This is a genomic window from Streptosporangium roseum DSM 43021, assembly GCF_000024865.1.
Lineage (GTDB): Bacteria > Actinomycetota > Actinomycetes > Streptosporangiales > Streptosporangiaceae > Streptosporangium > Streptosporangium roseum.
In genome coordinates this window covers 8,932,821-8,955,698 of record NC_013595.1, presented here as the reverse complement: position 1 = coordinate 8,955,698, position 22,878 = coordinate 8,932,821, and the positions used below count along the sequence as shown (strand labels likewise).

Here is a 22,878-nt window from a genome sequence, read left to right as displayed (position 1 = left end):
GGCCTGCCGGCGATCGGGTCTCCACCGCTGGCAGGCCGCCCACCTCAGGGCCGTCCGGGTACGTGCGGCATCAGGACCGTCTGCCCGGCGGCTGTGGCCCGGGGACGGCCGCGGTCTCCTCCCCGGAGGTCCTGGATCAGACGCCGAACGCGGCCGGGTAGCGGATGGTGCCGGGCGGCACGGGCACGGCGGGGTCGAGGACGAGCGCCATCATGTACTTGTCCTCGACGTCGAAGGGGGGCCGGATGGAATGGCCGGAGGCCGGGGTGAAGCCGAAACGCGGGTAGTAGTCGGCGTGGCCGAGCACAAGCACGAGGTTCTCGCCCTGCTCACGGGCGGCGTCGAGGGCGGCGCGGATGGCGGCGGAACCGGCGCCGCGCTGCTGGTGCTCGGGCCGTACCGCGCACGGGCCCAGGGTGAGCGCCGGAGAGCCGTCGACGTGGCAGCGGGTGAGCAGCGCGAATCCGGCGATGGAGCCGTCGGGCGCCTCGGCGACCCAGGACAGGCTGGGGATCCACGCCTGCCGGTCGGCGCGCAGGGCCTCGACCAGGTCGGCCTCGTGCGAGGTGGGGAAGGCCGCGAGGTTGACCTCGCGGATCTGGGCGAGGTCGGCAGCGGTCTCAGGGCGGGTGATCCAGGAAGTGGCCATGGGGGTATTCGAGTCCGTTTCTGTGTTTGCCTGGGGGCGCAGGACGTAGCCGGTGTACTGGTAGTCCGTGCCGTGTTCGTGGCGCATGTTGATCTCTTGCCGGGCGGCCGCGACCGCTTCGCGCATCCCGGCCACGGTCAGGTCGGCCGTGTGGGCTCGTTGCGACAGCGGCGTGTAGTACTCCTCGAACCAGTCGCTGTCGGGGAGTGGGTGCAGCGCGGCGACGGCATATCCGGCGCCGCGGGCCGCGGCGACGTTCTGGTCTTGGGTGCGCAGCCGGTAGTGCCGGTCCCAGAACGCCCGCACTTCGGCGGACGGGGAATCGGTGGTCCATTCGCATTCGGTGACGACCAGCGTGCCGCCGGGGGCGAGCAGCCGCTGCCAGGAGCGCAGCGCGGTGTCGAAGCCGATGTGGTAGGCGGATCCTTCAGCCCAGATCAAGTCGAAGCTCTCACTGGGGAAGGGCAGATCCGCCATCGACGCCCGGATCGTGCGGATGGCGTGGCCGACGCCGCGGGCGGCGGCGGCTCGCGTCAGCTCGTCGAGGAACGGCTGGTGCAGGTCGATCGCGGTGACCTCGGCGGCGGCCTCCAGGGCCAGTAGCAGCGAGGCGCGGCCTGGCCCGCAGCCGATGTCCAGCACGCGCGGACGCGGTGGAAGCGGTCCGGTCAGGGCGAGCAGGCGGCGGGTGGTCGCGTCGGAGCCGGGACCCTGGCGGGGCAGGCCGTGGTGCAGGGCGAAGAGCGCCGTCACGACGGGGTCGGTGATCGCGTCGTGCGGGGCGTCGCTCGCGGCGGTGGCTGTTCCTTGCGGGGAACGGTCCGGCCCGGGGCCGCACTCGGCCGGCGGGTGGGGCTGCGTCGGCGGGATGCGGTCGGTCATGACTGCTGGTCCCTGAACTTGTAGGTGGCGCGCAGATGGCTGGTGATGGCCTTCTGCTGGTTGGTGCGTTCGCCACGTAGCCGGGCATCGGTGCGCGAGGCCGCCCACGCGTTCTCGCGTTGCAGCTTGCGGTAGTTGCCCAGACGGCGCTCGGTCAGCTCGCCCGCCTGGATGGCGGCCTGAACCGCGCAACCTGGTTCGGTGTCGTGGGAGCAGTCGCCGAAGCGGCAGTCCTGGGCGAGGCGTTCGATCTCGGCGAAGACCTGTTCCAGGCCGTCGGCGGCGTCGTACAGGCTGATCCCGCGCAGGCCGGGCGTGTCGATGAGGACACCGCCACCGGGAAGGGGAACCAGTTCGCGGCGGACGGTGGTGTGGCGGCCCTTGCCGTCCTGCGCCCGTACCTCGCCGGTGGCCAGAAGCTCGTCGCCGAGCAGCGCGTTGCCGAGTCTGGACTTGCCCGCGCCGGAGGATCCGAGCAGGACCGTTGTGCCGCTCAGCAGCGCGGTCAGCACATCGATGTTCTGACCGGTGGCCGCGCTGGTGATCAGGATGTCCACGCCCGGTGCCAGCGTGCTCGTTTCGGCGTGCACGGCGGCGGCGTCGGCGGCCAGATCTGCCTTGGTCAAGACGATCAGCGGCCTGGCGCCGCTGTCCCACGCCAGGGCCAGCAGCCGCTCCAGCCGGGCCGCGTCCAGCGGAGTGGTCAGTGAGACGGCGAGGACGACGGTGTCGACGTTGGCGGCCAGCACCTGCGCGTGGGAGGTGCGTGACGCCGACGAGCGCACGATCGCGCTACGACGCGGTAGCAGGGCCACCAGTTCCGGCTCGCGGCCCCAGCGCAGTGCGGCCCAGTCGCCGGTGCAGGGCGCCAGGAGCGGGTCGGGGGAGTACAGCGCCGTGAGGGCGGCCCGCACCGGGCCGGACTCGGTGACCGCGTCACACAGGCCGCGATCCACCCGTGCGATCCGGGCCGGTACCAGGCCGGCCTCGCGGTGTTCGACGAAGGCGTTGTCGAGTGTTTCCGTCCATCCGTACCGGGACAGGCCGGCGTCGGATGGATCGGTGAAGAGGTTTGGCAACGTGAGACACCTTGCGGGAAGGGGCCCCGACGAGACGCAGACATCACCCTTGCCTCGTAAGCCGGACGGCTACGGCGAGGGGAAGAAGTGGGTCAGACCGGGGCCCGGGACGTGAGGAATGTCCGGGCGCTGCACACAGCAGCGGTCTTCACCGCGGTCATCAAACCTCACCTCCCTCTCATCCGGAAATCCGACACCAAACGATCAGTAGCCTAGCACTCCCGGCGGGATGCCTGTCACGGGTTCCCGCGCCGGAGGGTCAAGAACTTCGCGTCCAGGCACCCTATGTTGGGGTGACGGCATTTTCGGCGGAGGGACGGCCATGGGTGAGTTCGTACGGGTGGAGACGGCCGAGGGGATCGCGACGATCAGGCTGGACCGGCCGAAGATGAACGCGCTCAACCGGCAGGTGCAGGAGGAGATCGCGGCCTGCGCCCGGCAGGTGGACGCCGACCCCGGCGTCCACGCCGTGGTCCTCTACGGCGGGGAGCGGGTCTTCGCCGCCGGCGCCGACATCAAGGAGATGGCCGACATGTCCTACGCGGACATGGCGGCGCACTCCGCGGTGCTGCAGGACTGCTTCACCGCCGTCGCGGAGATCGGCAAGCCGGTCATCGCCGCCGTGACCGGCTACGCCCTGGGCGGCGGCTGCGAGCTCGCCCTGTGCGCCGACATCCGCATCGCGGGTGAGTCGGCCAGGCTCGGCCAGCCGGAGATCCTGCTCGGCATCATCCCCGGGGCGGGCGGCACCCAGCGCCTGCCCCGGCTGGTCGGCCCCGCCAGGGCCAAGGACCTCATCTTCACCGGCCGTCACGTGCCGGCCGCCGAGGCGCTGCAGATCGGGCTGGTCGACCGGGTCGTCCCCGACGCCGACGTCTACACCGAGGCGCTCGCCTACGCCGCCACGTTCGCCGGCGGCCCGGCCCTGGCGCTGCGCGCCGCCAAGCAGGCCGTCGACCGCGGCCTGGAGGTGGACCTGAACAGCGGCCTGGAGATGGAGCGCCTGCAGTTCTCGGCGCTGTTCGCCACCGAGGACGCCAAGATCGGCATGCGCGCCTTCGCGGAGAAGTCCCAGGCGAAGTTCACCGGCCGCTGACGCGCGTCCCGGAAGGCGGTGACACCCGCGCCGGCCCGGAGGCGCGGTGACGTCCGCGCGGGTCCGGGCCGGAGAGGCGGTGACACCCGCTCCGGCCCGGAGACGCGATGACACTTGCGCCGGTCCGGAGAGGCGGTGACACCCGCGCCGGATCGGAGATCCGGATGTCGGTGGGACCGTCCTGGTAGATCAAGCTTTGCCGGTATCGTGCCAGACTATGGTTCGGTTGGTGAAGCGTGCTCTGATGCCCGCCCCGCTCCGGCGGGCGGTGCGCAGGTGGTTCGACTCCCGATACATCTCCCTGACCGATCACCGTCAGGACATCGAGGACACGCTCCGGGAGGTCCAGACGCTGGGCCGGGAGGTCACCGGGCTGCGGACCGAGATCGACAGGCTCCGGGCGCAGGTCGCCAAGGCCGGCGTGGACCAGGCCCAGGCCAGGCGCTGGGACGACGCCCATCGCCTGGCCCAGGAGACCGCGGTCGCGATGGACGGGGTGCTCCAGAACGAGGTGCTGCTCTGGCAGGCCGTGGACCGCCTGCCCTCTCCGGGCCCGGACCGCTCCCCCGGGCAGGCCGTGGACCGCCTGCCCGGCGGCGCGTCCTCCCCGGGCCCGGAGCGCTCCTCCGGGGGGCCCGCGTGAGGGTCACCTGGGCGGCGGACGGCGGCGTCCGGCGTCTCACCTTCCGGCTGGACCCCGAGGACGAGATCACCGGGTTCTGCGCCGACGGCCAGCCCCTGAGACTGGCCACGAACTCCTGCAGGGTCGAGCTGCCGCGCGAGCCGTACGACATCCACCCCGACCTGCTGGCCCTCGCCGCGTGGACCGTCGTCGCGCCGTGGACGCGGCGCGCGATCGTCTTCGACCGGCCGGTCTCGCCGGAGTTCGCCGCGGCGATCCAGTCGGGCTGGGGGATCGAGGCGGGACCCGTCGGCGGGGCGCCGCGGTCCGGCGGCAGGCTGGCGATCTCCTACAGCGGCGGAGCCGACTCCGCGGCGGTGGCCGCGATGCTGCCCGACGCGCCGTTCGTCCACTTCCAGCGGGTCTCCCACCCGCGCGTGCCCAACCGCTGGACCCACTACCGCGCCGACGTGCTGGCCTCGCTGGCCGCGCAGACCGGCCGCGAGCTCACCGTCGTCCGCTCCGACCTGGAGTTCACGCTCGCCGAGCCCCGGCCCGGCTACCCCGAGCACCACGCGGTGGCGGCCGGGGCGCTGCTGCTGGCCGACGAGCTCGACCTGGGCGGCCTCGCCTTCGGCTACGAGCTGGGCTCGCGCTGGCTGGGCGGGGACCGCTACCTGCTCCGCTACACCCCCGACAACCTGATGTGGTCCCCGCACGGCGCCTGGGGCCGGGCCTTCGCCGCGGCGGGACTGCACATCGTGCTCCCGGTCGGCGGGGTGAGCGAGGCCGTCACCATGCGCCTGGCCCTGGAGTCGGACCTGCGCGAGCAGGTCCGCTGGTGCCTGCGCGGGGTGAACGGCCCCTGCGGCACCTGCGGCAAGTGCCTCTACAAGGAGCTCATCCAGGCCGCCGTCGAACGCCGCCCGCTGCGCACCACGGTCGCTCCGGGCCGGCCGGTCGCGCGCAAGTGGCAGGAGCCCCCGCCGTACGGCGGGCAGGAGATGATCGAGTACGGCTGCGCGCGGGTGCCCGGCATCGAGGACACGCTTTTCGGCAGGGCCGCGGGCTTCCTGGGCGCGACCGAGGAGTCGACGGCCTGGCTGGACCGCTGCTACCCGCCCGCGATCGAGGAGATCCCCGAGCCGTGGCGCGGGCAGGTCCGCGACTTCGTCGCGGGAGAGGTCGGGTTCATGAGCGACGACGAGGCACGCCGCGTCGAGACGTGGGGGATGTCGTGAAGGTATATGTCTCGGTGGACATGGAAGGCGTCACGGGGCTGACCGACCCCGAGGAGATGCACGCCGGAGGCCGGGGTTACGAGCGCGGCTGCGAGCTGATGACCGGCGACGCCAACGCGGTCATCCAGGGCGCCTTCGACGCCGGGGCCGAGGCCGTGCGCGTCAACGACGCGCACGGGTCGGTCAAGAACCTCAGGATCGATCTGCTCGACGAGCGGGCCACGCTGATCCGGGGGCCGGGCAAGCCGCTGCGGATGGGACAGGGACTCGACCCGAGCTACCGGGCGGCCTGCTTCGCCGGCTACCACGCGCGGGCCGGGGTCCAGCACGGGGTGCTCAACCACACCTGGATGGGCAAGGAGATCCAGAACGTCTACCTCAACGGCGAGGTCTGCGGCGAGACCCGCCTGGTGGCGTCGTTCGCCGGGTCGCTCGGCGTGCCGGTGGCCCTGGTGACCGGCGACGAGGCCGTCTGCGAGGAGGCCCGCGAGCTGCTCGGCGACGTCGAGACGGTCGCGGTCAAGAAGGGGGTCGACAGGTTCTCCGCCGAGCTCCTGCCGCCCGCCGTCGCCCAGGCCCGCATCCGGGAGGCCGCCGCCCGCGCGCTCAACCGGGTCGCGGACTTCCGCCCGTGCGCCCCCGAGCCCCCGTTCACCCTCGGCGTCGAGTGGAACTCCACCGCGATCGCCGCCGGATGCGCGCTCATCCCCGGGGTCAGGTCGGCGGGTCCCCGCCACACCGAGTTCGTCACCGACGACTTCTCCCAGATCATGGCGCTGATGGGCATCTTCTCCATGGTCGGCGGCCAGATCGCCTGCGGCAGCGGCGTGTACGGCTGACGCACATGAGTGACTCCAAAGTGATGACGCGCAGGGCGCTGCTGGTCGGCGTGGGCGCGGCCGGCGGCGCCGGAGCCATGTTCGCGGCCATGGGGGCGCTGGGCCTGGCCCCCGACGCCCAGGAGAAGGACTTCGTCCCCCCGCAGCCCTCCGACTTCTCCCTGCGCGGCAGGGCCGCGGCGAAGGTGGTGATCCTCGGCGCCGGGGTCGCCGGGCTGACCTGCGCCTACGAGCTGGGCAAGGCCGGATACGACTGCACGGTCCTGGAGGCCGCCGACCGGGTCGGGGGCAGGAACCTCACGCTGCGCCGCGGGGACCGGCTGCCCGAGACGGGCGGGGAGACCCAGACGGCGGAGTTCGAGGAGGGGACCTACTTCAACGCCGGGCCGGGCCGGATCGCGCAGTGGATGGTCGCCCTGGACTACTGCCGCGAGCTGGGCGTGCCCATCGAGACGTTCGTCAACAACAACGCGTCGGCCTACGTCTACACGGGGGGCATGAAGGCCCCGGCGCGGGCGCGCACGGCACGGGCGGACCTCTACGGCTACGTCGCCGAGCTGCTGGCCAAGGCCACCCACGCCGGCGCGCTGAACCGCCGGCTGACCAAGGACGACCGTGAGCGGCTGTCGGAGTTCCTGCGGCGCTTCGGCGACATCGGCCCCGACCTGACCTACCGGGGTTCCACCCGCCGCGGCTTCGAGACCTACCCCGGCGTCACCGGCGGCGTCCCCGCCGGCACGCCGCCCTCCCTGAGCGACGTGCTCTCGGCCGGCACGGGCCGGGCGCTCACGATGGACTTCGGCTACGAGCAGGCCATGCCGATGTTCCAGCCGGTGGGGGGCATGGACGCGATCGTGACCGCGCTCGCCGGGGCGGTCGGCCGCGACCGGATCAGGACGGGTGCCCGGGTCACCGGCGTGAAGAACCTGCCCGACGGCGTCGAGGTCGCCTACCAGGGCGGCACGCTCCGCGCCGACTACTGCATCGCCACCCTGCCGCCCCACCTGCTCGCCCGCCTCCCGCACAACCTGGGCGCCCCGATCACCGCCGCGCTCCGCACCCCCGTCCCGGTCGCCGCAGGCAAGATCGGCCTGGAGTACGGCAGGCGCTGGTGGGAGATCGACGACCGCATCTACGGCGGGATCACCGAGACCGACCTGGACATCACCCACATCTGGTACCCCTCCCACGGCTACCACTCCAGGAGCGGCCTGGTCGTCGGTTACTACAACACCGAGGAGAACGCCGAGCTGTACGGCGGGCTGCCCCACCGGGACCGCCGGGGCCGCGCCCTCACCCAGGGCAAGAAGATCCACGGTGAGAAATACCGCGCCGAGCTCCGTTCCAGCGTCTCGATCGCCTGGCAGCGCCAGCCGCACATCGAGGGCGGCTGGGTCTACTGGCCCTCCCACCAGGGCGCCTTCACCCTCCTGCAGCGCCCGGCGGGCCGGGTCTACTTCGCGGGCGACTGGCTCACCCATCTGATCGCCTGGCAGGCCGGGGCCATGGAGTCGGCCAGGAAGGCCGTCACCGAGCTGCACGGGCGGGTTCTGCAGACGACGTCCTGAGCCCTCCGCGCGGCCGTAAAGTCTCAGGGGCAAGTGATACGGAGGAGACGACGATGGCGATCGGGACATTGGACTGGGTGCGGGCCGCCGAGCGGCTGGACCTGCTCGCGGAGCCGGTGGCGCGGGCGGTCGCGGGGCTCGACGGCGTCGAGGTGGCGGAGATCGATCCGACGCTGGCGGACACGGCGGCGTTCTGCGAGCGGTACGGCGTGAGCCTGGCGGAGTCGGCGAACTGCGTGATCGTGGCGGCCAAGCGGGGCGGGGAGGTCCGCTACGCGGCGTGCATGGTGCTCGCCACGACGAGGGTCGACGTCAACGGGGTGGTCCGGCGGCATCTGGACGCGCGGAAGATCTCGTTCGCGTCGCAGGACGACGCGGTCGGCCTGACCGGGATGGAGTACGGCGGGATCACCCCGCTGGGGCTGCCCGAGGGATGGCCGGTGCTGGTGGACGAGGCCGTGGCGGCCCATCCGGGCGTCGTGATCGGCAGTGGCGTCCGGCACTCCAAGCTGGCACTGCCGGGCGCGGTGCTCGCGGACCTGAAAATCGCGGAGGTGCTCCGCATGGCGAACTGACGCCGAAAAGAGATTGAGTGTTACCGGGGTTTGGGAAACCGTTGAAGCCTGGCAGACGTTGTTCAAACGGAGAATATGGCCTGATGGTTCATCTCATGGGCGGTGTTTAAGCCGGTATGGTTCTTCATGCCATGAATCAGGACGACCGACTGGGCCCCTACCGACTGCTCCGGCGGCTCGGTGAGGGCGGCATGGGCGTGGTCCACCTCGCCGTCGACCCTCAGGGGCGGCAGGTGGCGGTGAAGGTCCTGCGAGCGGAGGTGGCGGGCGACGACGTCGCGCGTCGCCGGCTCTCGCGGGAGGTGGAGACCATGCGGCGGGTGCGCAGCGAGCACATCGCCGAGGTCCTCGACGCCGACGTGACCGGCCACCGGCCCTACATCGTGACCCGATACGTCCCCGGCCAGCCGCTGGACGAGCTCATCAAGCAGGACGGCCCGATGGAGCTGCCCGCGCTGCTCAAGGTCGCGCACGGGGTGGCCGCGGCGCTGGCCGCCGTGCACTCCGTCGGGGTGATCCACCGCGACCTCAAGCCGGGCAACGTCCTCATCCTGGACGGCCAGCCCGTCCTCATCGACTTCGGCATCGCGCAGGCCGTGGACGCCACCAGGCTCACCCAGACCGGCATGTTCATCGGCACGCCCGGCTACCTCGCCCCCGAGATCATCGAGGGTCACGAGGCGGGTCCCGAGGTGGACGTGCACGCCTGGGCGGGCACGCTGGTCTTCGCGGCCACCGGCCAGCCGCCCTTCGGCAAGGGCACGCTGGAGATGATCTTCTACAACATCACCGCGGGCAAGGCGGACGTGGACGCCGTCCCGGCGCCGCTCCAGCCGGTGCTGCGGGCCGCGCTCCAGCGCGACCCGGCCAAGCGGCCCAGGGCCACCGAGCTCGCCGCGCAGGTGGAGCGCCTGCTGTCCAGGGCGGGCCGGCCCCGGGTGCCCGACGAGATCACCACGGTCTCGCACTTCGACGACTCCGGCCGGAGCGGTCACGGGGGGCCGGGGGGCCAGGGCTTCTCCGGCGTCCCGGCAGGCCCGGTCGGTCAGGGGTTCCCCGCCGGGCCCGGCGGTGTCGGCGCGCCCTCCAGGCCGGGCGTCCAGGGCTTTCCCACCGGTCCCGGCGTGCCGGGCCGCGCGGGTGACCCCGGCGACGTGCCGACCCCGATCGCCTCCCGTCCGGGTGTCTCCCAGCAGTCCACGCCGTGGCCCCCGGCCCCGGCGGCGCAGCCGCGCGAATACGTCTCGCTGCTGGGCGAGCAGCCGCCCGACCCGTCGCCCACCCGCCGGGTGACGGCCGAGGAGCTGCGTCAGGCGGCGGCGGCCCAGCAGGCCTCCTACGACCTGCCCACCGGCATGCTCAGCCCCGAGGACATCCCCACCAGGAACCGTTTCCCCGCCGGCGACCCGCCCGGGGCCGACCAGGCCAGGCCCGAGGCCGGCCGGCTGGAGGCCACGGCACCCGTGGCCGACGGGGACATCCCGACCCAGCGGGTCCGCCCCCAGGACCTGGCGGAATACATCCGCGGCCACACCCCGCAGCCGGGTCGCCCCGCGCAGCCGGGCCAGGTGCCGCAGCCGTACCCGCCGCAGCAGGCCGCGTTCGAGCAGACGCCGCACGTCCGGCAGCCCGCGCCGCCGCCCTACTCCTACCCGCCGCGGCCCCAGGCCCAGGCGCCAGTGACGCCGCATCCCGGACAGCGTCCGGGCCACATGTTGCAGCGTTCCAAGGCGTACGGCGTGGCGAGCGGGATGATCATGATCATCGTGGCGGTCGCGGCGGTCTTCGCGCCGATCGTCGTCGCCGCCGTGGCGATCCCGGCCGTGATCCTGCTCCGGGCCGCCGACATCGCCCAGCCCAGGCTCAACACCCGCCGTGCGGCGGGTGAGGCCGCCGCCGACGTCTTCCGGGTGCTCGGCCAGCCGGCCGCGCTCCTGAAGTCGGTGAGCATCACCGTCGCGCTGGTGCCGTACGCGCTGATCCTCGGCCTGCCGGTGACGCTGCTGCTCACCGTGGTCGCGGTGAAGATGCCCCCGGCCAACGCGCTGAGCTGGGGCACGGCGGTCGCGCTGTGGACGGTCTGCGCGGGACCCGGGGTGGAGGGCCCCGGCCGCCAGATGCGACGTACCCTGGCATCAATGCTGCCTTCGCGCAGCGCGGCCATGATCGTGGCCTCGGTGCTGGGTGCGTTGGCCGCCCTCATGATTCTTATCGCGATCGGCAGCGTGGGGAACGGGGCACGGCAGGCGCGGTGGGCGCCGGTCGATGTCGGGACGGTGGTGACGGAACTGACGGATCTACGAAAGGCGGCGCGATGACGGGGGACACGCAGGCGCCTGAGCGACTGGGACCGTACCGTCTGCTCAGAAAGATCGGCGAAGGTGGCATGGGGGTCGTCCACCTGGGGCTCGACGAGGACGGGCGGGAGGTGGCCGTCAAGGTCCTGCACCCGCACGTCGCCGCCGACCTCAAGGCCCGCGACCGGCTCACCCGCGAGGTGGAGACCATGCGGCGGGTGCGCAGCCAGCAGGTCGCGGAGGTCCTCGACGCCGAGCTGACCGGCAGGCAGCCCTACATCGTGACCCGCTTCGCCCCGGGCCGCACGCTGGAGGAGACCGTCCTCGCCGACGGGCCGCTCGCGCCCGGCGAGGTGGTCAGGCTCGCCCAGGGCATGTGCGCGGCGCTCGTGGCGATCCACGCCGCCGACGTCATCCACCGCGACTTCAAACCGTCCAACGTGATGATCGTCAACGGCGAGCCGCTGGTCATCGACTTCGGCATCGCGCACCTGGTCAACGCCACCCGGCTGACCCAGACCGGCATGTTCGTCGGCACGCCCGGCTACCTCGCCCCGGAGATCATCCGGGACACCGAGATCACCCAGGCGGCCGACGTCCACGCGCTGGCCTCGACGGTCTTCTTCGGGGCGACCGGCAAGCCGCCGTTCGGCACGGGCAGCTTCGAGATCGTCTGCTTCAACATCATGGAGGGCCGGGCCAACATCGACCTGGCCCCGGTCTGGCTGCGCGGCTGGCTCCGCCAGGCCCTGGCGGTGGACCCCGCGGTCCGGCCGACCGCGCAGGCGCTCCACCGGATGGCGCGTGCCCTCGACCCCTCGGTGACGGTCTTCGAGGAGACGCCCCCCACCACCGCCGTCATCGACGGCGGCACCAGGGTGCTCGACTCCGACGGCACGAAGGTGATCAACACCGACGGCACGCGGGTCCTGGACGGCCAGACCCAGCCTCCGTCCCCCACCACGCAGCCCTCGCCGAACGGCACCCGGGCGCTGCCGCAGGACGGAAGCTACTCCGACCTGCTGACGCCGGTGGAGTACGCCAAGCCGGAGCGGCGCGAGCGCAGGCCGCGCGGCGAGCCGACCCGTCCGTCGGGGGCGACCCCGCCCCCGTACGTCCCGGCGACCCCGCCGCCCTACGTGCCGGCTCCCTCCCCGGAGCAGCGGCCGAGGTCGGCCCCGCCGCCCTACGCCGACCAGCGGGTCGCCGGCTACCCGGCGCCGCCGCCGACCGGCCAGGCACGGCCGTACGCCCCGCCGGCCGTCCAGCCCCGGCCGCACACCCCGCCGCAGGACCGTCCGCGCTACCGCACCGGTCACCCGCTGGCCGCGGTGCTGCTGCTGGCGATCATCGTCGGGCTGGCCTGCGTGCTGCCGGTCATGGTGAGCGCGTTCGCTCTGGTCACGGTGCTCTGCCTGCGGGTCGGGGAGTATCTCTTCGGAGACCTCGCCGAGCGCCGCTCGGTCCGGGGCAACAGCGCCACCGACCCGCTGCTCGCCGTGCTCGGCACCCCGTGGGCGTTGATCAAGGCGGTGCTCGCGACGCTGGTCACGGCCCCGCTGGCCGCCATGTTCGGCATGTGCGTGTGGGGTGCGCTGGTCTACATCGGGCAGATGAAGACCGATCCGGCCGCCGCCTACGCGGCGGGCGCGTTCGTGGCCGGGCTGTTCGTGCTGCCCGGTGGGGGCAAGCCGCGCAAGGCCGTCTCCCGCGCGCTGACCGGCGTGATCCGCAGCCCCGGGGCGGCCATGGTGACCACCATCGTCCTGGGCACGCTGGCGTTCTTCTCGGTGATGGCGGCGCTGGGGATGGCCCCGTCGTTCGCGCCGTGGGACCAGCCCACCGATGTGGTGGAGGCGGTGAAGAGGGAGTGGCAGACCCAGGTGGAGAACGGCAAGATGGGCGTGCTCGACCTCATCGGCGGTCTGGTCAAGGATCTGATGAAGAGTCTGGGGCTGGGCTTCCTCACCTTCGGAAAGTGATCCCGTGCGCGATCGGCCCCTCTGGTGCACGATGAAGGGGACACGCCGGAGGGAGTCGCATGGGAGCGCCGGACGGTGAGCGCCTGGGCCCGTACCACCTGCTGTCGACGCTCGGTGCGGGAGGTTTCGGAGAGGTCCACCTCGCGCTGGACCCCGAGGGGCACACGGTGGCCGTCAAGATCCTGCACCCGCACGTCGCGGCCGACCGCACCGCCCTCGCCCGGCTGGCCCGCGAGGTGGAGACCATGCGGCGGGTCCAGGGGCCGTACGTCGCCGAAGTCCTGGACGCCTCGCTGGAGGGCGCCCGCCCCTACCTGGTCACCCGTTACGTGCAGGGCCGCCCGCTCAGCGCGGTGGTCGCCGGTGACGGGCCGGTCGGGGGCGACGACCTCGTACGGCTGGCGCGCGGCCTGGCCGAGGCCCTGGCCGCCGTCCACGCCGCCGGGGTCGTCCACCGCGACCTGAAGCCCGCCAACGTGATACTGACCGACGGCGAGCCGGTCGTGATCGACTTCGGTATCGCCTGCGCGCTCGACTCCGCCTCGGTCACCGTGTCCGGCGCGATCCTCGGCACCCCCGGCTACCTGGCGCCCGAGGTGCTGGAGGGCGCGGACTCGGGCGCGGAGGCCGACCTGTTCTCCCTCGGCGCCACCCTCGCCTACGCGTCCACCGGGCGGCATCCGTACGGCACGGGCCCGCCCTCGGCGGTCGGCTACCGCGTGGTCCACCACGCCCCCGACCTGGAGGGCGTGCCCGGCTGGCTGGAGCCGCTGCTCCAGGAGTGCCTGCGGCGGGATCCGGCCGCCCGCCCTTCCGCCGCCGAGCTCCTGGACCGGCTGGGCGCCGCCGGGCCGGCCGTACACACGGCGATCCCGAGGGCGCGCCCTTCCACCGCCGCGACCGGCGGGCGGGGAGCCGTCCGGGGCCAGGAAGCCACCCACCTGCAGGACGCCGCCCCGCACGAGGCGGGGGGCGGCGTGCAGGAGCTCACCACCAGGCAGTGGCGTCCGGGACGCCGTCCGGCGCCCGGCAGGCTCTCGGCCGAGGAGGCCCGCGAGCGCCGCCGGGCGGTCCTGCACCGCCGCTGGATCGTCGGCACCGGCCTGCTCGTGTCCCTGATGGCGGCGGCGGCCAGGGAGCCGCTCCCGGAGGTGTCGCTGCTCCTCCTCACCTCCTACGGCCTGGTGACGCTCGTCGACGGGGGGATCGCCCTGTTCGGCCGCCGGGACCGCTCGCGCGTGGTCGTCGATCTGGCCGGCGCCGCCGGCGCCATCGCGCTGTGGGCCGTCCTCGGCACGTTCTTCAGCACGCTCACCCTCGCGCTGGCCCTGGGCACCGTCGTCTTCGTCCTGGTCGCGATCCTGATGGCCAGCTGAGGCTCTCCGGGGCTCCGGCCGCCCGGGATCCCGGGCGCAAATTCTGGAACATAGTTCGGTATGGTGGGGGGAGTGACCGATCGGGCGGGCGGTTGTCCGGCGCGAGCCGTGCAACCTGGTGGTTTGCACCTAAGCTACCGATGGGTAACATGATGTCGGAGGGCCAGGGCGGGTACGTCCCGACCGGGCCACCCGCTGTCACACCGCCCTCGGGCACCTGGCAGTCTTGGCATCACGCGCACGTGCCCCGCGTGCGCGTACCGAGCATCCGGCGCCAACCGCAGCGACGCGGTGGCGCACGCGAACACGGGAGGTCGGCCACCGGCCATGAACATCGTCGTCTGCGTGAAGCAGGTCCCCGACACGGCGACCGAGCGCAAGCTGAGGTCCGATGACAAGACGCTCGACCGTGATGCCGCCGACGGCGTCATCAACGAACTGTGTGAATACGCGGTCGAAGAGGCGCTGCTCCTGAAGGAGGCCCACGGCGGTGAGGTGACCGTCCTCACCATGGGCCCCGACAAGGCCAGCGACACCATCCGCAAGGCCCTGGCGATGGGCGCCGACAAGGCGGTCCACCTGGTGGACGACGCGCTGCACGGTTCGGACGCGCTGGGCACCTCCTACGCCCTGGCGCAGACGCTCAGGAAGATCGGCTTCGATCTGGTCGTGCTCGGCTCCGAGTCGACCGACGCCCGCACCGGCGTGCTCGCCGCGATGCTGGCCGAGCGCCTGGACGTGCCGCAGCTCACCTTCGCCAACAAGGTCGAGGTGAACGGCGCGTCCATCGCCATCCAGCGCGTCACCGACTACGGCTACGACAAGGTGGAGGCCACACTGCCCGCCGTCGTCTCCGTGGTCGAGAAGATCAACGAGCCGCGCTACCCGTCCTTCAAGGGCATCATGGCCGCCAAGAAGAAGCCGGTCGAGAAGCTCGGCGTCGCCGATGCCGAGATCGACGCCTCCCAGGTCGGCCTGGCCAACTCCTGGAGCGAGGTCGCCGACTTCGCCGCCGCCCCGCCGCGCGCGGCCGGCACGATCGTCAAGGACGAGGGCGACGGCGGCGTGAAGACCGCCGACTTCCTCGCGTCGAAGAAGTTCGTCTGAGAACGGGGGTTAGCTGATATGTCTGAGATTCTCGTTCTGGTCGAGCACGTCGAAGGTCAGGTCAAGAAGGTCACGCTGGAGCTGCTGACGCTCGCCCGGAAGCTGGGCACGCCGTCGGCGGTGTGGGCGGGCCCCGGATACTCCCCCGACGCCAAGGCCAGGCTGGCCGAGTACGGCGCGGAGAAGATCTACGTGGCCGACTCCGCCGACATCAGCGACTACGTCGTCGCTCCCAAGGCGGAGCTGCTGGCCCAGCTCGTCTCCGAGAAGTCCCCCGCCGCGGTGCTCGTCGCCGCGACGGCCGAGGCGAAGGAGATCGCCGGCCGGCTGGCCATCAAGATCGACTCGGGTCTGCTCACCGACGTCGTGGGTCTCCAGGACGGCCTGGTGGCCGACCAGTCGATCTTCGGTGGCGGTGTCAACGTCCAGTCGCGCGTGACCAAGGGCACCCCGATCGTCGCGGTCCGCCCCAACTCGACGCCGGTCGAGGCCGCCGCGGGCGCCGGTGCCGAGGAGCAGGTCTCCGTGACCGTCTCCGCCGCCGCCAGGGGCGCCAAGGTCGTCGACCGCGTCAAGGAGGAGAAGGGCGCCCGTCCCGAGCTCACCGAGGCCGCGATCGTGGTCTCCGGTGGCCGCGGCGTGGGCTCCGCGGAGAACTTCTCGATCATCGAGAAGCTCGCCGACTCGCTCGGCGCGGCCGTCGGCGCCTCCCGCGCCGCCACTGACGCCGGCTGGTACCCGCACCAGTTCCAGGTCGGCCAGACCGGCAAGACCGTCTCGCCGCAGCTCTACATCGCGGCGGGCATCTCCGGTGCCATCCAGCACCGGGCCGGTATGCAGACCGCCAAGACGATCATCGCGATCAACAAGGACGCCGAGGCGCCGATCTTCGAGCTCGCCGACTTCGGTGTCGTGGGCGACCTGAACCAGGTCGTCCCGCAGCTGACCGACGAGGTCGTCAAGCGCAAGTAGCCGCACAGCGAGAACGGCGCCGCACACATCGTGTGCGGCGCCGTTCTTCTTGCGCCGTCCCGCGTGTCGCCGGGCGGGTCAGGCGGCCATCGAGAGCTCGCGCTCGGGGGTCTCGGCCGGGGTGGCGTCCCTGAGGCTGCGGGGCAGGAACCGGGCGACCAGAGCGATCACGACGCCGAGCACCACGGCGATGCCGAGCGCGGTCCCGAGCGTGGCCACGTCCGAGAGGAAACCGATGATCACCGGCCCGAGCAGCAGCCCCGCGTAGCCCATCGCGCCGGTCTGGGCGATGGCCGGGCCCGGGTTGTCGACCGCGCCGCCCGCCAGGGACATGGCCATCGGGGAGACCGTGGCCACCGCGATGCCCACGAAGAACATGGCGGAGAGGGCGACCAGGGCCGTCGAGGCCGTGATGACCACGGTGAAGGTGACGGCGGTGGCCAGCCCGGAAGTGATGATCATGCCGCGCGCACCGAAGCGGGCCCGGACGCGGTCACCGGTGAGCCGGCCGAGCAGCATGCCCGCCTCGAAGATCGGGTATCCCAGCGCGGCCAGCGCCTCGGGGGCGCCGAGGACGTTGCGCAGGTAGAGCCCGTTCCAGTCGGCGACCGTGCCCTCGACCATGAACGCGCAGAACGCGATCACGCCGAGGAGGTAGACCACCGGGGGCATCCGGTGGCGGGCTCGCGCCTCGCCGCCGGTGGTGACGGCGGGGTCCGGCAGGTAGGTGCGGCTGACGATGACCAGCAGGGGCAGCGTGAGCAGGGCGATCAGGGCCAGGTGGGCCGTGAACGACAGTCCCGCCGCGATGGCCGCGGTGCCGAGCAGACCCGCGGAGATCGCGCCCACGCACCAGCCCGCGTGCATGCCGTTCATCAGCGGGCGGCCGTAGGCGCGCTCGACCGCCGAGCCCTGCGCGTTCATCGCGATGTCCACCGCGCCGAACGCCATGCCGAAGAGCCCGGCGGCGACCAGCAGCAGCGGGAACGTCGGAGCGAACGCCAGCAGCGCGAGGGTGGCCGCGCAGAGGGGGGCGCCGACCCGCAGGATGCTCCGGCTGCCGAAGCGCGTCATCACCCCGCGCATCGACTGCATGGTGACCAGCGCGCCCAGCCCCCACACGAGGAGGGTGACGCCGATCGACCCCTCGGACAGGCCGAGTTTGTCGGACAGCGCTGGAATACGCACGGTCATCGTTCCACACAGGAGGCCGGCAAGCACGAATGTGAGAACCGCCCCGATACGAGCGGTCCTCAGGTCGCGGGTCATGACGCAATCCCTTCAATGATGGTTCGGGGGCCGAAAAGAGGGTTCGGAGGCCGAAAAACGGGCACACATAAACCGGTCGCTTCCGTAGAACGGAAGCGACCACCAATATGTACGGAGAGTGATCCCGGCTAGGCGGGCAGCAGGTCCAGCAGACGCCGTTTCAACTCGGCGTAGTGGTCGTCGTCGTAGAGGTCGGGATCATGGGTGGCCACGTCCCACAGTCCCTCGCAGGCGAGACGCACGATCTGCGCGGCCGCGGGGTCGGGCTCGGAGCCGAGTCCCTCGCGGTGCCACCGGGCCATCGCCACGCGCAGCGGGGCGAGCAGGTAGAGGTTGCCGGAGGCACCCGTGACCACCGCCCAGCGTCGCAGCCTGCCGCTCTGCACGGCGGCGAACGTGGCGGCCAGATAGTTCTTGGTGTAGGTGTCGTGGCCCTGGGCGGCGATGAGCTGGTCGAAGTCTTCGATCAGCCGCTCGACCATGCCCTTGATCAGGGCCTCTTTGGAGGAGAAGTGGTAGAGCAGGCCGCCCTTGCTGCATCCGGCGCGCTCAGCGACGGCTGCCAGGGTGAGCGCCTGAGAGCCCTGGTCGCAGAGCAGATCCTCTGCCGCGTCCAACAGCTCTTCCCGTCTCATGAAAATCACTGTACCGTCTGGACGGTTTAGTGGTCAAACCCGGGATGGCGCCCTCCGGGACCACGGATACGCTTGGAAGGCAAAAGCGAGCTGGGGAGGGGAGTGCGGCCGTGGAGTCCGCTTATCTCGATCACGCGGCGACCACGCCGATGCTTCCCGAGGCGATCGAGGCGATGACAGCCCAACTCGGTCGGGTCGGTAACGCGTCGTCGTTGCACGCGGCGGGCCGGCGCACCCGCCGGGTCGTGGAGGAGTCGCGCGAGACCATCGCATACGCGCTCGGCGCCCGGCCCAGCGAGGTGGTCTTCACCTCCGGTGGCACCGAGGCCGACAACCTGGCGATCAAGGGCCTCTACTGGGCCCGCCGCGCCAACGGCGCGAGCCGGATCCTGCTCAGCGCGGTGGAGCACCACGGCGCGCTGGACCCCGCGCGCTGGCTGGGCGACCGCCAGGGCGCGACCGTCGAACTGCTCGACGTGGACGAGTACGGCAGGGTGCACCCGCAGACCCTCCGCGCCGCCATCGAGCGCGATCCGGAGAGCGTCGCCCTGGTCAGCGTGATGTGGGCCAACAACGAGGTCGGCACCGTCCAGCCGGTCCGGGTGCTCGCCGGGATCGCCCACGATCACGGCATCCCTTTCCACACCGACGCGGTCCAGGCCGTGGGCCAGCTCCCCGTGGTGTTCACCGGCTCCGGAGTCGACGCGCTGACGCTCTCCGGTCACAAGGTCGGCGGCCCGATGGGGGTCGGCGCGCTGCTGCTCGCCCGGGGCGTGGACCCGGTGCCGGTGCTGCACGGCGGCGGCCAGGAGCGCGACGTGCGTTCGGGCACCCTCGACGCCCCGTCGGTCGCCGGGTTCGCCGCGGCGGTGAAGACCGCGGTGGCCCGCCAGGCCGAGACGTCGGCGCGCCTGACCGGTCTCCGCGACGACCTGATCCGCAGGGTCCGCCAGGCCGTGCCCGACGTGATTCTCAACGGCGACCCGGTGAACCGGCTCCCCGGCAACGCGCACTTCTCCTTCCCCGGCTGCGAGGGCGACGCGCTGCTCATGCTCCTGGACGCCAAGGGCGTGGAGTGCTCCACCGGCTCGGCGTGTTCGGCAGGGGTGGCCCAGCCCTCCCACGTCCTGCTCGCGATGGGCGCCGACGCGGTCCGGGCGCGGGGTTCGCTCCGCTTCTCCCTCGGCCACACCTCGACCGGGGCCGACGTGGACCGGCTGATCGCCGTCATCGGCCTGGTCGTCGAACGCGCCCGCCGCGCGGGCCTCAGCTGAGGCGCCTGCCCGAGGTCCGGCCAGTACGACGGACGACGCGCCCGCCCCGCGGGCCTCAGCTGAGGCGCCGCGGGGCCGTGAGCCGGTCGTGCGGCGCCGATCCGGCGGGTGCCGGGCCGATGGAAGCCGATCCGGCGGGTGCCGGCGTTCCGGACGCCCGGGAGCCGGCCGGCTAGTAGTGCCTGGTCAGGTGGAGGTCGATCCGGCGAGTCCCCCGGCGGCAGGGCCTTGAGTGGGCGGCGATTGGGGCTCATCCGTCCCATCTGGGGCTCTGCATCTCTTCCGCCTCGTCTTCAAGAGACCGACACGCCGTCGCGTCCGAAGCCGACCAAGCCCTACTAGTGCTCTGTTCCTCATTGGAAGCGCGGATCCCCGATGACCCGGAGTGCCGAGAGTGGGGAAGGCCGCCCCTGGCGGCCTCGGGCTCTCGACCGCCTGTTCGCGACTCCCGTTGAGGAACGTCGCACTAGGTCAGGAAGGGCGAGATCGCGCTCCAGCCGGGGTCGCCGACCACGTCGACCCGGGGCCGGCCCTCCTCCCAGCTCACGATCAGCTCCTTGGCGTGGATGGCCGCGTCGCCCACGGGGTCGGCGTAGACGTGCAGCACCCGCTGGCCCTCCGCGCTCATGTGCGCGGCGAACACGGCGCTGCCGTTCAGCCTGCTGATCCGCCCGGCGAGGCGCTCCTCGAAGTCGCGCAGTGCCTCCAGGGACCGCCCGACGGGCAGCCCGTCCGCATCGCCGTGCAGGTAGGGCAGGGTGATCGCGATGTGCTGGTCGAACAGGGGATGGTCGACCGGCCGGAGCGGGTAGCGGGCGGTGGCGATCAGACGGGCTCCGGTGGCGGTCTCGCCCTCCAGCAGCGCCCACTGCTCGTCCCGGTAACCGGAGGCCAGGTCGGCGACCACGCTGGGCAGGTGCACTGCGGGCACCGCGTCGATCGGCTCGAACCCGGCGGCGGAGATGTCGCCGACCCAGCGGGCCACGTCGTCCTCGCCGAGCAGCCAGTCGAGGGCGAGCAGGGCGGCCTCGATCCTGGTGTCGTCGTCCAGGATGGTGAAGATCGGGTGGTAGGCGACCACGTCGACGCGCGGGTTGCCCAGGGGCGCGCGCAGGCCGAGCATGAGCTTGTCGAGCGCGAACTCGTAGCCGCCCACGTCGAGGGTGAGCTCCATGGCGTGCGGGTTGGCCCGCCGGGACGGATGGAACTCCCACAGGGCGTCGGCGGCGGGCGCGGCGGCCGCCCAGCGGTGCGCGGTGGGGCGCAGCTCCGGATCCCCGGCGGAGGTGACCACGAGTGCCTGGTCGGAGCCGAGCCCGGGGGCGATCTCCCACACCAGGGAAGGGTGGACGACCTGCACCGCCGGCCCGATCCACTCGGCCAGCCGGTCGGCCTCGCCCGCGGCGACCATCGCGTCGAGCTCCGGCCTCGCCTCGGCCCACCACGTCCAGAATTCGCCGATGCCGTCAGCCGGCTCGGCGGTGAATTCGTCCTTGCGCCCGAACAGTCGCATGACCCCGGATTCTCCCAGTACGACGCGGCGCACGCCAACGCAGGTACGCTCAGGGTGTTATGAGACTTCGTGTGCTTGCCGCCATGTCCGGCGGCGTCGACTCCGCCGTGGCGGCCGCCCGTATCGCCGAGGCAGGCCATGACGTCACCGGCGTGCATCTGGCGCTCTCGGCCAACCCTCAGTCGTACCGGACCGGCGCCCGCGGGTGCTGCACGATCGAGGACTCGCGAGACGCCCGCAGGGCCGCCGACGTGATCGGCATCCCCTTCTACATCTGGGACATGGCCGAGCGGTTCCACCGCGACGTGGTCGAGGACTTCGTCAGCGAATACGCCGCGGGCCGTACGCCCAACCCCTGCCTGCGCTGCAACGAGAAGATCAAGTTCGAGGCGGTCCTCGACCGGGCCCTCGCGCTGGGCTTCGACGCGGTGGCCACCGGGCACCACGCGCGGATCGCCGACGGCGTGCTGAGCCGCAGCCCCGACGAGGGCAAGGACCAGTCCTACGTGCTCGGCGTGCTCACCAGGGAGCAGCTCAAGCACGCGATCTTCCCGCTGGGCGACTCCACCAAGGCCCAGGTCCGCGAGGAGGCCGCGCGGCGCGGGCTCATGGTGGCCGACAAGCCCGACAGCCACGACATCTGCTTCATCGCCGACGGCGACACCCGGGGTTTCCTCGCCGACCGCCTCGGCGCGGAGCAGGGCCCGATCGTCGACGAGTCCGGTGCGGTCGTCGGCAGGCACGAGGGCGCGTACGGCTTCACCGTCGGCCAGCGCAAGGGCCTGCACATCGACCGTCCGGCCCCCGACGGCCGCCCGCGCTACGTGCTGTCCATCGAGCCCGTCTCCAACACGGTCACGGTCGGCCCCCGCTCGGCCCTGGAGGTCACGGGCATCGTGGCCACCCGGCCGGTCTGGAACGGCCCGGCGGACGTGCCGCACGAGCCGCTGACCTGCACCGTCCAGCTCCGCGCCCACGGCGAGGTGTACGGCTGCCGCGCCCAGCTCTCCGGCGACGAGGTCCACATCGCGCTGGACACCCCCGCCACCGGCGTCGCCGCCGGCCAGGCGGCCGTGCTCTACCTGGGCGACACCGTGATCGGATCGGCCACGATCGCCACGGCGGCGTAACCGGCGCCAGGAGGGGTGACCGGGACCGTGAGCGGGGCCATGACCGGTCCCGGGGCCGTGAGCGGCGCCAGGAGGCGTGACCGGGACCGGGACCGTGAGCGGCGCTAGGGCAGGGTGACCGACTCGCCCGGCTTCAGGCGGCGCATCTCGGCCTTCTGCCTGTCCGACTCCAGGCCCAGCCACGAGTCGACGAGGCCGAGGCCGATGTCGTTGAGCAGACCGTCGTGGGTGGAGAAGGCCCTGGCCGGGCGGACCTGGCGCAGGTATTCCACCATCTCCGACGCCTTCATCCACGGCGCGTTGGTCGGCACCAGGAGCGTGGGTACCTCGACGCCGGGCGGGGTGAAGGCGTCACCCGGGTAGAAGACCTCCTCCTCCACCAGGAAGCCGACGTTGCGCACGATCGGCATGTCCGGGTGGTTGGGGGCGTGCCACTCGCCGACGACCCGCACCCCGAAACCCGCCGTGTCGAACGTGTCGCCGTGCCGTACGACCTGGATCTTCGCCGGGACACCGGTCAGCGTGGCGGCCACGCCCTCGTTGGTCCAGATCTCCAGTGACGGGTTGGCCTCGGCGGCCCGGCGCAGCCGGTCGGCCTCCACGTGGTCGAAGTGCTCGTGGGTGATGAGGACGGTCTGCGCCCCGTCCAGCGCGGACTCCTCGCTGAAGGAGCCCGGGTCGATCACCAGGACCGAGCCGTCCTTCTCCAGGCGGACGCACGCGTGTCCGAACTTCGTGAGCTTCATCAGGAACTCCCCAGGAATCCCCCGGC

19 protein-coding genes and 1 pseudogene are annotated in these 22,878 nt (G+C 72.3%); 13 read left to right on the top strand and 7 right to left on the bottom strand.

The annotated features are described in order from the left end of the window. Positions 1-136: 136 nt before the first annotated feature. The 3 genes and pseudogenes from SROS_RS53540 to rsgA all read right to left on the bottom strand — a co-directional run bounded on the left by SROS_RS53540 (position 137) and on the right by rsgA (position 2,610). Entirely contained in the window at positions 137-649 is a 513-nt protein-coding gene (locus SROS_RS53540) for a GNAT family N-acetyltransferase (protein WP_245564788.1), read from the bottom strand. Positions 650-886: 237 nt separating this feature from the next. Continuing rightward, positions 887-1,531, bottom strand: a pseudogene (locus SROS_RS53535) (class I SAM-dependent methyltransferase); the annotation flags it as partial. After that, positions 1,528-2,610 (bottom strand): ribosome small subunit-dependent GTPase A, encoded by a 1,083-nt coding sequence (gene rsgA, locus SROS_RS39180; RefSeq protein ID WP_012894509.1) that lies wholly within the window; start codon positions 2,608-2,610, stop codon positions 1,528-1,530. The pseudogene SROS_RS53535 and the gene rsgA, both read right to left, overlap by 4 nt. 322 nt (positions 2,611-2,932) lie before the next feature. Here rsgA and SROS_RS39175 point away from each other — a divergent pair, with 322 nt between their 5' ends. The 11 genes from SROS_RS39175 (at position 2,933) to SROS_RS39125 (ending at position 16,285) form a co-directional block, all read left to right on the top strand. After that, the gene (locus SROS_RS39175; RefSeq protein ID WP_012894508.1) at positions 2,933-3,706 is read left to right on the top strand and encodes an enoyl-CoA hydratase/isomerase family protein; all 774 of its coding nucleotides are present in this window, start codon (positions 2,933-2,935) and stop codon (positions 3,704-3,706) included. 229 nt (positions 3,707-3,935) lie between these two features. Then, positions 3,936-4,349, top strand: a complete 414-nt coding sequence (locus tag SROS_RS39170) for a hypothetical protein (protein WP_174435274.1) — start codon at positions 3,936-3,938, stop codon at positions 4,347-4,349. Then, positions 4,346-5,569 carry a DUF6395 domain-containing protein gene (locus SROS_RS39165; protein WP_012894506.1) on the top strand — a complete coding sequence of 408 codons (1,224 nt, stop codon included), beginning with the start codon at positions 4,346-4,348 and terminating at the stop codon, positions 5,567-5,569. Before SROS_RS39170 ends, SROS_RS39165 begins: the two co-directional genes overlap by 4 nt. Then, positions 5,566-6,408: a M55 family metallopeptidase gene (locus SROS_RS39160; RefSeq protein WP_012894505.1), complete on the top strand. Its 843-nt coding sequence runs from the start codon at positions 5,566-5,568 to the stop codon at positions 6,406-6,408. Before SROS_RS39165 ends, SROS_RS39160 begins: the two co-directional genes overlap by 4 nt. A 5-nt stretch (positions 6,409-6,413) precedes the next feature. Continuing rightward, positions 6,414-7,976 (top strand): flavin monoamine oxidase family protein, encoded by a 1,563-nt coding sequence (locus SROS_RS39155; RefSeq protein WP_012894504.1) that lies wholly within the window; start codon positions 6,414-6,416, stop codon positions 7,974-7,976. Between the two features lie 53 nt (positions 7,977-8,029). Next, positions 8,030-8,551 (top strand): YbaK/EbsC family protein, encoded by a 522-nt coding sequence (locus SROS_RS39150; protein WP_012894503.1) that lies wholly within the window; start codon positions 8,030-8,032, stop codon positions 8,549-8,551. A gap of 131 nt (positions 8,552-8,682) precedes the next feature. Then, positions 8,683-10,869: a serine/threonine-protein kinase gene (locus tag SROS_RS46600; RefSeq protein ID WP_169369475.1), complete on the top strand. Its 2,187-nt coding sequence runs from the start codon at positions 8,683-8,685 to the stop codon at positions 10,867-10,869. Next, the gene (locus SROS_RS39140; protein WP_012894501.1) at positions 10,866-12,830 is read left to right on the top strand and encodes a serine/threonine-protein kinase; all 1,965 of its coding nucleotides are present in this window, start codon (positions 10,866-10,868) and stop codon (positions 12,828-12,830) included. The genes SROS_RS46600 and SROS_RS39140 overlap by 4 nt, the downstream gene beginning before the upstream one ends. 59 nt (positions 12,831-12,889) lie before the next feature. Beyond that, positions 12,890-14,206: a serine/threonine-protein kinase gene (locus SROS_RS39135; RefSeq protein ID WP_012894500.1), complete on the top strand. Its 1,317-nt coding sequence runs from the start codon at positions 12,890-12,892 to the stop codon at positions 14,204-14,206. Positions 14,207-14,533: 327 nt separating this feature from the next. Further along, complete coding sequence (locus tag SROS_RS39130; protein WP_012894499.1) at positions 14,534-15,313, top strand: electron transfer flavoprotein subunit beta/FixA family protein; 780 nt, start codon at positions 14,534-14,536, stop codon at positions 15,311-15,313. Between the two features lie 18 nt (positions 15,314-15,331). After that, positions 15,332-16,285: an electron transfer flavoprotein subunit alpha/FixB family protein gene (locus SROS_RS39125; RefSeq protein WP_012894498.1), complete on the top strand. Its 954-nt coding sequence runs from the start codon at positions 15,332-15,334 to the stop codon at positions 16,283-16,285. Positions 16,286-16,363: 78 nt separating this feature from the next. Here SROS_RS39125 and SROS_RS39120 read toward each other — a convergent pair whose 3' ends face one another. Both SROS_RS39120 and SROS_RS39115 read right to left on the bottom strand, forming a co-directional pair. Then, entirely contained in the window at positions 16,364-17,554 is a 1,191-nt protein-coding gene (locus SROS_RS39120; protein ID WP_012894497.1) for an MFS transporter, read from the bottom strand. Positions 17,555-17,682: 128 nt separating this feature from the next. Then, positions 17,683-18,189, bottom strand: coding sequence for a TetR/AcrR family transcriptional regulator (locus SROS_RS39115; RefSeq protein WP_012894496.1), 507 nt, complete (start codon positions 18,187-18,189; stop codon positions 17,683-17,685). A 110-nt stretch (positions 18,190-18,299) separates the two neighbouring features. Here SROS_RS39115 and SROS_RS39110 point away from each other — a divergent pair, with 110 nt between their 5' ends. Beyond that, a complete protein-coding gene (locus SROS_RS39110; protein WP_012894495.1) occupies positions 18,300-19,463 on the top strand; it encodes a cysteine desulfurase family protein in 1,164 nt (387 codons plus the stop codon). Positions 19,464-19,929: 466 nt separating this feature from the next. Here SROS_RS39110 and SROS_RS39105 read toward each other — a convergent pair whose 3' ends face one another. Beyond that, positions 19,930-20,976 carry a DUF695 domain-containing protein gene (locus tag SROS_RS39105; protein ID WP_012894494.1) on the bottom strand — a complete coding sequence of 349 codons (1,047 nt, stop codon included), beginning with the start codon at positions 20,974-20,976 and terminating at the stop codon, positions 19,930-19,932. A 59-nt stretch (positions 20,977-21,035) separates the two neighbouring features. Between SROS_RS39105 and mnmA the strand changes: the two genes are divergently transcribed. Next, entirely contained in the window at positions 21,036-22,106 is a 1,071-nt protein-coding gene (gene mnmA, locus SROS_RS39100) for a tRNA 2-thiouridine(34) synthase MnmA (RefSeq protein ID WP_012894493.1), read from the top strand. Between the two features lie 104 nt (positions 22,107-22,210). Here the strand turns inward: mnmA and SROS_RS39095 are convergent, their stop codons facing one another. Next, positions 22,211-22,852 carry an MBL fold metallo-hydrolase gene (locus SROS_RS39095; RefSeq protein WP_012894492.1) on the bottom strand — a complete coding sequence of 214 codons (642 nt, stop codon included), beginning with the start codon at positions 22,850-22,852 and terminating at the stop codon, positions 22,211-22,213. Positions 22,853-22,878: the final 26 nt, after the last annotated feature.